Origin of the sequence: Microlunatus flavus, from assembly GCF_900110855.1 — a bacterium.
Lineage (GTDB): Bacteria > Actinomycetota > Actinomycetes > Propionibacteriales > Propionibacteriaceae > Microlunatus > Microlunatus flavus.
In genome coordinates this window covers 1-11840 of record NZ_FOFA01000020.1, presented here as the reverse complement: position 1 = coordinate 11840, position 11840 = coordinate 1, and the positions used below count along the sequence as shown (strand labels likewise).

The 11840-nt window shown below is 74.0% G+C and carries 11 protein-coding genes; 7 read left to right on the top strand and 4 right to left on the bottom strand.

Annotated features, from left to right (window positions below):
• From BMY04_RS22055 to BMY04_RS22045, 3 genes are all read left to right on the top strand, one after another.
• A partial coding sequence (locus BMY04_RS22055) for a CbtA family protein (RefSeq protein ID WP_091187225.1) occupies positions 1-641 on the top strand: 641 nt, incomplete at its 5' end.
• Positions 638-1666, top strand: coding sequence for a nicotinate-nucleotide--dimethylbenzimidazole phosphoribosyltransferase (gene cobT, locus BMY04_RS22050; protein ID WP_091187221.1), 1029 nt, complete (start codon positions 638-640; stop codon positions 1664-1666). The genes BMY04_RS22055 and cobT, both read left to right, overlap by 4 nt.
• A gap of 5 nt (positions 1667-1671) precedes the next feature.
• Positions 1672-2439 (top strand): adenosylcobinamide-GDP ribazoletransferase, encoded by a 768-nt coding sequence (locus BMY04_RS22045; protein WP_091187216.1) that lies wholly within the window; start codon positions 1672-1674, stop codon positions 2437-2439.
• 17 nt (positions 2440-2456) lie between these two features.
• Here the strand turns inward: BMY04_RS22045 and BMY04_RS22040 are convergent, their stop codons facing one another.
• Positions 2457-3014 (bottom strand): bifunctional adenosylcobinamide kinase/adenosylcobinamide-phosphate guanylyltransferase, encoded by a 558-nt coding sequence (locus BMY04_RS22040; protein ID WP_091187213.1) that lies wholly within the window; start codon positions 3012-3014, stop codon positions 2457-2459.
• Between the two features lie 5 nt (positions 3015-3019).
• On the opposite strand from BMY04_RS22040, the gene BMY04_RS22035 reads away from it, so the two are divergent.
• Both BMY04_RS22035 and BMY04_RS22030 read left to right on the top strand, forming a co-directional pair.
• Positions 3020-4000 carry a cobalamin biosynthesis protein gene (locus BMY04_RS22035; protein ID WP_091187208.1) on the top strand — a complete coding sequence of 327 codons (981 nt, stop codon included), beginning with the start codon at positions 3020-3022 and terminating at the stop codon, positions 3998-4000.
• A complete protein-coding gene (locus BMY04_RS22030) occupies positions 3997-4743 on the top strand; it encodes a cobalt-precorrin-6A reductase (protein ID WP_091187205.1) in 747 nt (248 codons plus the stop codon). Before BMY04_RS22035 ends, BMY04_RS22030 begins: the two co-directional genes overlap by 4 nt.
• Here the strand turns inward: BMY04_RS22030 and BMY04_RS22025 are convergent, their stop codons facing one another.
• Entirely contained in the window at positions 4744-5574 is an 831-nt protein-coding gene (locus BMY04_RS22025) for a DUF4352 domain-containing protein (RefSeq protein ID WP_091187202.1), read from the bottom strand.
• Between the two features lie 287 nt (positions 5575-5861).
• Here BMY04_RS22025 and BMY04_RS22020 point away from each other — a divergent pair, with 287 nt between their 5' ends.
• A complete protein-coding gene (locus BMY04_RS22020) occupies positions 5862-6155 on the top strand; it encodes a Dabb family protein (protein ID WP_091187198.1) in 294 nt (97 codons plus the stop codon).
• A gap of 80 nt (positions 6156-6235) precedes the next feature.
• Here BMY04_RS22020 and BMY04_RS22015 read toward each other — a convergent pair whose 3' ends face one another.
• Positions 6236-8197: an ABC transporter ATP-binding protein gene (locus tag BMY04_RS22015; protein ID WP_232506574.1), complete on the bottom strand. Its 1962-nt coding sequence runs from the start codon at positions 8195-8197 to the stop codon at positions 6236-6238.
• Complete coding sequence (locus BMY04_RS22010) at positions 8194-10008, bottom strand: ABC transporter ATP-binding protein (RefSeq protein ID WP_091187195.1); 1815 nt, start codon at positions 10006-10008, stop codon at positions 8194-8196. Before BMY04_RS22010 ends, BMY04_RS22015 begins: the two co-directional genes overlap by 4 nt.
• A gap of 184 nt (positions 10009-10192) precedes the next feature.
• On the opposite strand from BMY04_RS22010, the gene BMY04_RS22005 reads away from it, so the two are divergent.
• Positions 10193-11840 (top strand): cation:proton antiporter (locus BMY04_RS22005; protein ID WP_091187191.1); only part of this gene is annotated, 1648 nt, incomplete at its 3' end.

The following is an 11840-nucleotide window of genomic DNA, read 5'->3' as shown; positions in this document are numbered from 1 at the left end:
ACGACCACGGCGACGCCGCCGGGGGCCACGACCACGGCACGGCCGGGGGGACCGAGGTGCCCCGGTCGCTCCAGTCCACCGCCGGCCTCGCCACCGCGACCGTCGTCGCGGGCGTCACGCTCGGCGGCCTGGTCGGCGCGGTGAGCGCGCTGGCCATGGGACGGTTCGGCCGGCTCGGCACCCGCGGGGTGCCGCTGCTCGTCGCCGGGCTGGGCTTCGTCGCGGTCTACCTGGTCCCGTTCCTGACCTACCCGCCGAACCCGCCGGCCGTCGGCCAGGCCGACACCATCGGCTACCGCACCGAGCTCTACTTCCTGCTCGTCGCCATCTCGGTGATCGCGGGCGTCACGGCCGTGCTGGTCGCCCGACGGGTCGCCCCCCGGTGGGGCACCTGGTACGCGGTGCTGGTCTGCGCGGCCGGCTACGCCGTGGTCGTCGGCCTCGCCGGCAGCCTGGTGCCGACGTACGACGAGGTGCCCGAGGGCTTCCCGGCGAGCCTGCTGTACGAGTTCCGCAAGGCGAGCCTGCTCGTCCAGGTCACGCTGTGGGGCGTCATCGGGCTGGCGACCGCCGAGCTGGCGCACCGGCTCGCGGTGCGCGGCCGCCGCCCCGAGCGGTCCCGCCCACTGGTCGACGCGTGATCGCCCCGCCGTCCGCCGCGGCGGGCGCGGCCGCCCGGACCCGGCTGGACGGGCTGGCCAAGCCGCTCGGCGCGCTCGGCCGCCTGGAGGACGCCGCCGCCTGGGTCGCCGCCTGCCAGGACAGCTGCCCCCCGCGTCCGCTGGACCGGGTCCGCCTGACCGTGCTGGCCGGGGACCACGGCGTCTCCCACGACGGCGTCTCCGCCTACCCCCGCGAGGTCACCGGCGCGATGGTCGCGGCGATGGTCGCCGGCGGGTCGGGAGCCAACGTCCTCGCGCGCCAGCACGGCGTCGCGATGCAGGTCCTCGACGTCGCGGTGGACGCCGACCTCGGCGGGCTCGGCCCCGCCGTCGTGCGCCACCACCTGCGCTCCTCCTCCGGCGCCATCCAGCGCGAGGACGCCCTCGGCGTGGACGAGGTCCGGACGGCCCTCGCCGTCGGGGAGGCCCTGGCGGGCGAGGAGGTCACCGCCGGCGCCGACCTGCTCCTGCTCGGCGACCTCGGCATCGGCAACACGACGCCCGCGGCGGCGCTGGTCGCCGCGACGTTCGGCGTCGGCGCCGAGGAGGTCGTCGGACGCGGCACCGGCGTGGACGACACGGCGCTGGCCCACAAGACCGCGGTGCTCACCGACGCCCTCGCGCGGGTCGGGCGGCGCGTCGACGACCCGGTCGAGCGGCTGGCCGCGCTGGGCTCGGCCGACCTCGCGGTCGGCGTCGGCTTCCTCGTCGGCGCCGCCCGGGCCGGCGTGCCCGTGCTCCTCGACGGCATCGTGACCCTCGCCGAGCTCGCCGTGGCCGAGGACCTCGAGCCGGGCGTGGTCGCCTGGTGCGCGGCCGGGCACCGTTCCACCGAACCCGCGCAGCAGCTCGCGCTCGACAAGCTCGGCCTGGTCCCGCTGCTCGACCTCGGCCTGCGGCTGGGTGAGGGCACCGGCGCGCTGACGGCCCTGCCCGTGCTGCGCTCGGCGGTCCTGCTGCTCCGCGAGATGGCCCTGCTGGCCGACCTGGCGCCCGGGGCCTGAGCGCGGTGTCCGTCGACGCGCTGCGGCTGGCGGGCGGGTTCCTCAGCGTGCTGCCGGTCCGCCCGGTCAGCGACCCGGACCGGCGTACGGCCGGGCGGGCGATGGTCCTCGCCCCGCTCGCGGTGCTCCCCCTCGGCGCGGTGACGGCCGCGGTCGTCGTCCTCGCCCAGGTCGCCGGCCTCCCGGCCGCCCTACGCGCGGTCCTCGTGGTCGGCACGCTCGCCCTCGGCACCCGGGCCATGCACCTCGACGGGCTGGCCGACACCGTCGACGGCCTGGGCGCGAGCTGGGACCGCGCCCGGGCGCTGGAGGTGATGCGGCGCGGCGACGTCGGGCCGATGGGCGCGGTCGCCCTGCTCGTCGTCCTCGGCCTGCAGGTCGCCGGGCTGGCGGCGCTGCCGTACGCCGCAGGCGGCGCGCTCGCCGTCCTGCTGCTGGTCTGCGCCTCCCGGGCGGCCCTCGTGCTGGTCTGCCGCCGCGGGGTCCCGGCTGCGCGGCCGGACGGGCTGGGCCGGGTCGTGGCCGGTTCCGTCGGCCCGGTCGGGGCCGGCACGGGTGTCGTGCTGCTGCTCGGGCTGCCGGCGCTCGCGGCGGTGGCGACCGGGCGGCCCTGGTGGCAGGGCATGGTTGCCGGGGCGCTGGCGGTCGTCGTGGTCGTGGCCCTCGTCGGGCACACCGTCCGACGCCTCGGCGGGGTCAGCGGCGACGTGATGGGTGCGGCGGTCGAGGCGGCGCTCGCGACGCTGCTCGTCGTGCTGGCGGCCCGGCCGTGAGGCGGGCCGGTCCGGGGTCAGACGTAGAGCGCGCGGCCCGCGACCATGAGGACGACGTCCTCGCTGGCCGCCGCGAGGGCGGCGTTGACCTGGCCGAGCAGGTCGGTGAACACGCGGCCCGAGCGGTGCTCGGACACCAGCCCCCAGCCCACCTCGTTGGTGACGGCGACGGCGATGCGCGGCGTCGACCGCCAGGCGTCGACGAGCTCGGCGACCCGGGCGTCGAAGTCGGGCTGCCAGTCGCCCAGCGGGACGTCCCACGTCCCCATCCGGTCGATGACCGCGGTCACCCAGGTGCCGAGGCAGTCCACGAGGTAGGCCTGGTCCCCGCGCCGCAGCACCTCGGCGACGTCGTCGGTCTCCACCGTCGTCCAGTGCTCCGGGCGGCGCTCCTGGTGCACCGCGACGCGCGCGGCCCACTCGGCGTCGGTCGACGGGTCGGCCAGCGGGCCGGGCGCGACGTAGGTGACGGACTCCGCGTCGGCCACGAGGCCCTCCGCGAAGCGCGACTTGCCCGAGCGGGAACCGCCGGTGACGAGCGTGCGCTGCGCCGGGGCCGAGGCGAGAGGAGACATCGGCGATGAGGCTAGGGCATCGGTGTTCCGGCGCGGTGACGGCGGCGGGGCTGGTCCTCGGGTACGTCGCCGACACCGTCCTGGGCGACCCGCGCCGCGGTCACCCGGTGGCCGCCTTCGGCACCGTCGCAGCGGCGCTCGAGCGGCGCCTGTGGGCCCCGAGCCGGCCGCGCGGGACGGCCTACGCGGCCGTGCTCGTGGGGGGTGCGGCGCTGCTCGGGGCCGGTCTGGAGCGGGCGGCGGGTCGCCGACGGGTGGCACGGGTGGTCGTCACCGCGGCGGCGACCTGGGCAGTGCTCGGGGGACGTTCGCTCGGGCGCGAGGCGGCGACGGTCGCCGAGCAGCTCGAGCGCGGCGACCTGGCGGCGGCCCGGGTGCAGGTGACGCACCTCGTGGGGCGCGACACGACCCGGCTGGAGGCTGACGAGGTCGCGCGGGCCTGCGTCGAGTCGGTCGCGGAGAACACCGCCGACGCCGTCGTCGCCCCGCTGCTGTGGGGCGCGGCGCTCGGCGTGCCGGGCCTGCTCGCGTACCGGGCCGCGAACACCCTCGACGCGATGGTCGGGCACCGCTCCGAGCGGTACCTCCGGTTCGGGTGGGCGTCGGCGCGGTTCGACGACGTGCTCAACCTCGTGCCGGCGCGGGTCTGCGGCCTGCTCACCGCACTCGCCGCCCCGCTGGTCGGCGGGTCGGCCCGTTCGGCGCTCGCGGCGGTCCGACGCGACGCCGGGCAGCACCCCAGCCCGAACGCCGGCGTCGTCGAGGCCGCGTTCGCGGGTGCACTCGGCGTCCGGCTGGGCGGGGTGAACGTCTACGGCGGTCACGTCGAGGACCGCGGGACGCTCGGGTCCGGCGTACCGGTGACGGTCGCGGACGTGGACCGCACGGTCCGGCTGGCGCGGGCGACCTCGCTGCTCTCCCTGGCGGTCGCGGTCGGCCTGGCCCTCGCCCCGCGGCCCGTCCGCTGTCAGCGGGCGACCCGGTGACCGTCCTCGTCCTCGGCGGCACCGCGGAGGCCCGGGCTCTCGCAGCCGCGCTCGTCGAGGCCGGGGTCGACGTCCTGTCCTCGCTGGCCGGGCGGGTCTCGGCGCCCGCGCTGCCGGTCGGGCGGGTCCGGGTCGGCGGGTTCGGCGGGGTGGACGGGCTCGCGACGTTTCTCGTGGAACATCGCGTCGCCGCCGTGGTCGACGCCACCCACCCCTTCGCCGCCACCATCTCGGCGAACGCGGCCGGCGCGTGCTCGGCGACCGGCGTCCCGCTGCTGCGCCTGGCCCGCCCGGGCTGGTCCGACCACCCCGACGCAGGCGCCTGGACCTGGGTCGACGCGGTGGCCCAGGCCCTGGACGTCCCCGGCGTACGGCCACTGCTGACGACCGGGCGGCAGTCGCTGGCCGAGTTCCTGCCGTGGGCCGACCGTCGCGTCCTCGCCCGCGTCGTGGACCCGCCCGAGATCGCGCTGCCCCCCGCCTGGCGCGTCCTGCGCTCACGGGGACCGTACGCGCTCGAGGGCGAACGTTCCCTGCTGCGCGAGCACCGGGCGGACCTGCTCGTCACCAAGGACTCCGGCGGCACCCACACCGCGGCCAAGCTCGACGCGGCCCGCGAGCTGGAGGTTCCGGTGGTGGTGGTGCGAAGACCTCACACCGAGCCCGGAACCACCACGACCATCTCTGACGTGTCGAAGGCAGTCGCCTGGGCTCTTGCTGTCGTCAAGCCAGCTCGGGCTTGATCAGGAGATCGTCCAGATGGCGGCGATGTCGCCACCACCTCCAGGTGCATACACGAGCTGCTTAGCAGCAGACGGTGCATCGAACTCGACGGTGCCTTGGACCTTCTCTCCAGCCGCGAGAGTTCCTGAGCTGAGGTCCTTGCCTTTCCAACCCGAGTAGTTGCCGTCCGCGTACTGATACTTGGAGCCGTCCGCATCACGGACGTACCAGTCGAACGGGTTGTAGTCGAAGCCTTCGGAGCCGACGTTCTTGATCGCGATCGTCACGTGCTTGTAGCGCCCGTTTTGCGGCTTGTCGGCGTAGGAGTCGAAGCCCTTCGAGCTCGACGTCGCCTTGCTGACGGTGATCCGTGCAGCCGGCTCCTCGTTCTGCTGAACCTCCGCCGTGTCGCCCACCTGATATGTCTTCGGCCCGGCTGACTGGTCCGGCGCGCTGCCGCTGGCTGCACCACCAGGCTCCACTTTCGACGTAGTGGTGTCCGGATCGATGGCCTTCCCGACGTCGTCGAGCGCCTTCCCGTAGAAAGCCTGGCTGCCGAGTACGCCGGCGAGGGCGAGAACGGACAGGACGATCGCGACGATCGACATGCCCTTTCCACGACGCCGTCCCCCGCGACTGAGCGCCACTCCGACAACGCCGAGGACTAGGGAGATCAACCCGAGGAAGAAGACCGCATTATTGACGATCGGAATCAGGCAGAGCAGGAGGCTGATGATGGCGATGATGAGTGCGGTCACGGCCAACGCGTTGCCCTTCACGGGCAGCGCGGGACCCGTCGGGCGGGGCTGATCTGGCAAGGGCGGGTTCTGCTGCTCGGCGGCTTGGCTCATAACGACTAGTCCTTCTGGTGCGGCTCCGGGGAACCGTCAGAGTACGAACCGCACAGCCACTTCACAGCAACTGCATTGATGAGTTATCAAAGAGTGATGCAGTACAGCCGTGAACGAATCAACCGACCGGCGGCCCACCGGTGTCGACTGGGTTCCGGCGGCGACCTCTGCACGGAGGCCTGCCCTGAGATTCGACCGCACGATATGCCGCCGTCAGCCACTCCCGCCGCAGTCCGCCAGCTCAAGGCCACCGAGCCGTCGGATCTCAGGGGGCTAGCGTCGCCGGGGTGACCACCACGCATGTCGTCCTCGTGTCCTGGCGCGACGGGGAGGCCGAGGAGGCCGAGCGCGTCGTCCGGCCGCTCGTCGCCGGCTTCCGCGAGAGCATCCCCGACGTCCTCGCCGTCGCCGAGGGTCCCTCCACGAGCCCCGAGGGCAAGGAGGAGGGCTTCGACTACGCGCTCGTCATCACCTTCGCCTCGCCCGAGGCCCGCGACGCCTACCTGCCGCACCCGGCGCACCAGCCCGTCGCCCAGGCGATCGGGGCCCACGCCGACAAGGTCGTCGTCTTCGACGTCTGACCAGGCGCAGGCCCGCACCCCACGGACAGCCGCACAGCGCGGGGCCTGAGCGGCTGACCGGGAGGTGTGCGGCTCGCGGCTCAGGCGAGCGACGCCTCCCAGGCGTCGTGGAGGGCGGCGTAGCGGCCGTCGGTCTCGTCGAGGAGGAGCTCCGGCGGGCCCTGCTCGACGATCTCGCCCCGCTCGACCACGAGGACGCGGTCGGCGATCTCGACGGTGCTGAGCCGGTGGGCGATGATCACGGCCGTACGGTCGGCGAGCACGGTCTGCAGCGCCTGCTGGACGAGCCGCTCGCTGGGCACGTCGAGGCTGGAGGTGGCCTCGTCGAGCACGAGCACGGCCGGGTCGGCCAGGAACGCGCGGGCGAAGGCGACGAGCTGGCGCTGACCGGCCGAGAGCCGGCCGCCGCCCTTGGCCACGTCGGTGTCGTAGCCCTCCGGCAGCGCCTCGATGAAGGTGTCCGCACCCACGGCCGCAGCCGCCGCCTCGACCTCGGCGCGGGTCGCGTCGGGCCGGCCGAAACCGATGTTGTCGGCGACGCTGCCCGAGAACATGACGTTCTCCTGGGTCACCATCACCACCGCCCGGCGCAGGTCGGCGTCGGACAGCTCGCGCAGGTCGACGCCGTCGAGCGTCACGCGACCTCGCGTCGGGTCGTAGAAGCGCGCCAGCAGCTTGGCGATCGTCGTCTTGCCCGCCCCGGTCGTGCCGACGACGGCGACGGTCTCGCCCTCGCGCAGCGTCAGCTCGAGGTCGGTGATGACGGGGCGTTCCGGGTCGTAGCCGAAGTCGACGTGGTCGAAGCGCACCTCGCCGCGCGCCCGCGGCAGGGCGACCGGGTGCTCGGGATCCGGCACGCCGGGATCCTCCTCGAGCACGCCGGACAGCTTCTCCAGCGCCGAGGAGGCGGACTGGAAGGTGTTGAAGAACTGGCTGATGTCCTGCATCGGCTCGAAGAACATCCGCAGGTAGAGCAGGAACGCGGTGAGCACGCCGATGGTGATGTCGCCCTCGAGCGCCCGGTAGCCGCCGAAGAGCAGCGCCGCGCCGATGGTGATGTTGCCGACCAGCCGCACACCCGGCATGAACACGGCGACGAGCCGGAACGAGTCGGTGTTCGCGTCCTTGTACCGGTCGGCGATCTCGTCGAAGATCTCGGAGTTGCGGCCCTCGCGGCGGTACGCCTGCACGGCGCGGATGCCGGTCATCGTCTCGACGAACTGCACGATGACCAGGGCCGACAGCTCGCGCACCCGGCGGTAGACCGTGGCCGAGCGGCGGGCGAACCACCGCACGAGCAGCAGCAGCACCGGGAAGCAGAGCAGGCAGACCAGTCCGAGCTCGACGTCCAGGCTGAGCATGAGGATCGCGACGCCGACCATGGTCAGCACCGCGGTCACGAGCCCGTCGAACCCGCCGACGAGCAGCTCGCTGATCGCGTCGACGTCGCTGGTGAGCCGCGACGTCACCCGGCCGGAGGTGAAGCGGTCGTGGAACGCGACGTCGAGCTTCTGGAAGTGAGTGAACACCCGCCGGCGCAGCTCGAGCAGGACGTCCTGGCCGATGCGCCCGGAGACGCGCAGGAAGGCCATCCGGCCGAGGGACTGCAGCACGACGGCGACGAGCATCGCCGCGACGATCATCAGCAGGGTGCGGGGGCTGCCGCCGTGCATGACCGGCGGCAGGCCCTCGTCGATCCCGCGGGCGACGAGCAGCGGGATCGAGAGCCGCGCCGCGTTCTCGACGAGCACGACGAGGACCATGACGACGATCCAGCCCTTGTACGGGCTCAGCAGCGACCCGAGTAGGCGACGGCTGCGCGCGCGCAGGAACCGGCTGCCCGTCCGCCCGACCTCGGCGTCGCTCGCGCCGGAGTCGACCCCGACGCCGCGCCACCGCTCGTGCGGGTCGAGCTGGACGCCCTGGCGGGGCTCGCCCGCCTGCTCGGTCCGCTCGGCCTGCTCGGTCCGCTCGGCCTGCTCGACCTCGCGCTCGTCGTCGGTCACCTCGAGGGGGCGCTCGCGCTCGGCAGAGGTCGTCACGAGGCCACCTCCAGCAGCTCGTCCTCGGGGTCGAGCTCGGCGGACAGCAGGGCCCGGTACGCGGGAACCGTCGCGAGCAGCTCGGTGTGGGTGCCGACGTGGGTGATGGTGCCGTCCTGCAGCAGGGCCACGCGGTCGGCGAGCAGCACGGTCGAGGCGCGGTGGGCGACGACGATGCCGGTCACCCCGACCAGGACGCGGCGCAGCGCCTCCTCGACCAGGGCCTCGGTGTGGATGTCGAGCGCGGAGAGGGTGTCGTCGAGGACGAGCACCGCCGGCCGGGCGAGCACGGCCCGGGCGAGCGCCAGCCGCTGGCGCTGTCCGCCGGACAGGCTCATGCCCTGCTCGCCGATCCGGGTGTCGAGCCCGTACGGCAGCTCGTGGACGAACTGGGCCTGCGCCACCTCCACCGCCGCCAGGATCTCCTCGTCGGTGGCGTCGGGACGCCCGAGCGCGACGTTCTCGCGCGCGGACATGGAGAAGAGCACGGGGTCCTCGAACGCGGTGGCGACCAGCTGGCGCAGCCGGTCGAGGCGCAGGTCGCGCACGTCGACGCCGTCGAGCGTGATCCGCCCGCCGGTGACGTCCCAGAGCCGGGCGACGAGGTTCGTGAAGATCGTCTTGCCCGAGCCGGTGGCGCCGACCAGCGCGACCGTCTCGCCGGGCGCGAGCCGGAGGTCGAGGTGGTGCAGCACGTCCTCGCTCGCGTCGGGGAAGCGGAAGGAGACGTCCTCGAACGCCAGCTCGCCGCGGACGTCGTCGAGCTCGCGGGTGCCGTCGACGATCGTGTTCTCGGCGTCGAAGACCTCGGCGATGCGGTCGGCCGCCGTCATCGCGTCCTGCGTCATCGAGAGCAGGAAGCCGAGCGAGGTGACCGGCCAGACGAGCGACATCATCAGGGTGGTGAAGGCCACGAGCGTGCCGAGCGTGACCCGGTCCTGAGCGACGGCCAGCGCCCCGAGGGCGAGCACGATGATCAGCGTCACGCTGGGGATGACGTCCAGGAACGTCCAGAACGTCGACTGCACGCGCACCCGCGAGACCGCGGTGTCGTGGAGCCGGACGCTGCGCCGGTCGAAGCCGCCGAAGACGTGGTCGGCCCGGCCGAAGGACTTGATGACCCGCAGGGAGTGGGCCATCTCCTCGACGCTCGACGTCACGTCGCCGGTCTGGTCCTGCACGGCCCGCGAGAGCTTGGTGTAGATCTTCTGCGTGCGCAGCGACACCAGCGTCACCGGAACGGTCGAGGCGACGACGACGAGGCCGAGCGGCCAGTACAGGTGGACCAGGATGGCCACGACCACGACGATCTGCAGGATGTTCACGCCCAGGAACACCAGGCCGAAGCCCAGGAACCGGCGGATCACCGACAGGTCGGAGGTGATGCGCGACAGCAGCTGGCCCGACGCCCACCGGGAGTGGAAGGCCAGCGGCAGGCGCTGCAGCTTGGCGTAGAGCTGGGTGCGGATGTCGGTCTCGACGCCCAGGGTCGCCTTGGAGACGATCCAGCGGCGGATGAACATCAGCAGCGCCTCGCCGACGCCGACGGCGATCGCGACGGCCCCCAGGGCGTACAGCCCCGGTCGGTCGCTGTTCGCGATCGGACCGTCCACCACGCGGCGCGTCACAAGAGGCACGAGGATGCTCGCGCCGATGCCGAGCACGGCGACGACGACGAGGACGACGAAGCGCCAGCGGTAGGGCAGGAGGTAGGAGCGGAAGCGCCAGATGGAGGTGGCGGCACCCGGCCGACGCTCGCCGTCGCGGTCGCGCGCCGGAGGGCGCAGCGTGACCGCGGTGTCGCTGGGCATACGAGTGCCTTCGTTCGTCGAGGAGATAGTCACAGTATGCAAGCGAGGGACCGCCCGCTCCATTCCATTACCCGCGCCCCACCCCGCCGGACGCACGTCCGGCCGCGGGTAGGGCCCGGCGGCGCTTCGAGGTGAGGCGGTCCTCGGCCGGAACGACCGGCCGCGGTCCTGCGAGGCTGAGCCCGTGACCGGCCTGCTCGTCCTCCTCGTCGTCGCCCTCGTCGTGATCGCGGCCGCCAGCCTGGTCGGCCCTCGGCTGCGCGTGGCCGCGCCGCTGCTGCTGGTCGCGGTCGGCGTGGGGGCGAGCTACGTCCCCGCCCTCGCCGAGGTCCACGTCGAGCCGCACTGGATCCTCGAGGGCGTGCTGCCGCCGCTGCTGTACGCGGCCGCGGTGTCGATGCCGGCGATGAACTTCCGCCGCGAGTTCGGCGCGATCAGCGGCCTGTCGGTGGTGCTCGTCGTCATCAGCGCGCTGGTCCTGGGAACGTTCTTCAGCGCCGTGGTGCCCGGCCTCGGCCTCGCCTGGGGCGTCGCGCTCGGCGCGGTCGTCAGCCCGACCGACGCCGTCGCCACCTCGATCATCAAGCAGACGCCGACGTCGCGGCGGGTGGTCGCGATGCTCGACGGCGAGAGCCTGCTCAACGACGCGACCGCGCTGGTCATCCTCTCCACGGCGACGACGGCGGCCCTGCTCTCGTTCTCGGTCTGGGGTGCGGTGGGCGACTTCGCCTACTCGATCGCCGTGGCCGTGGTGCTCGGCCTGGCGGTCGGGCTCCTCAACCTCGCGGTGCGCCGCCGCGTGACCGACCCGACGGTGAACACCGTCATCTCCTTCGCCGTGCCGTTCGCCGCCGCGGTCCCCGCCACCGCGCTCGGCGCGTCGGGGCTGGTGGCGGCGGTCGTCGCCGGCCTCCTCACCGGCGTCCTCGCCCCGCGCTACCTCTCGCCGCAGCACCGGCTGTCGGACTCGCAGAACTGGCGCACCCTGGAGCTCGTCCTCGAGGGCGCGGTGTTCCTCACGATGGGGCTGCAGGTGTCCTCGATCGTCGCCGACGTCCACCGCGACCACGGCGGCGTCGGCACCGCGGTGCTGGTCGCGGCCGGCGCGCTCGTGCTGCTCCTGCTCGTCCGGGCGGCGTACGTCGCCCCCCTGCTCCTCGCCCTCAGGGCGGGGTCGCGACGCGGGGAGCAGCTGCGGGGCCGGCTGGAGGAGTTCCAGTCGACCCTGGGCGCGGCGGAGGGCAGCCCGGACGGCACCGCGGGGGTCGACGCCCGCAGCGGCCGGCGCCTCGGCCGGGCCCGGTCCCAGCGCGACGTCGAGCGCTTCGCGCTGCGGGTGACGCGGGGGCTGGCCGACATCGCGTACTTCCGCCGTCAGCCCCTCGGCTGGCGCGACGGCAGCATCGTCGTCTGGGCCGGGATGCGCGGCGCGGTGACCGTGGCCGCGGCGCAGACCCTGCCCGAGGACGCCCCGCAGCGCTCGGTGCTCGTGCTGGTCGCCTTCGCCGTGGCCGCCCTCTCGCTGCTGGTGCAGGGCGGCACCGTCGGCCCGCTCGTCCGCCGGCTCGGGCAGGCCGGCGACGACACCGAGGCCCAGCGCCACCTGACCGAGGAACGCGACCGCGTCACCGAGCTCATCCGCAGCAGCGCCGCCTCGGTGCCCGAGCCGGCGCGCCCGTCCGGCGAGCCGACGACGGAGCAGTTCCTGGAGGCGAAGGAGCACCGCCTCGCGGTCATCGCCGCCCAGCGGTCGGCCCTGCTGGACGCCCGCGACAACGGGACGTTCGACGCCGAGGTGCTCGAGAAGGCGCTGGCCAACCTCGACGCCGCCC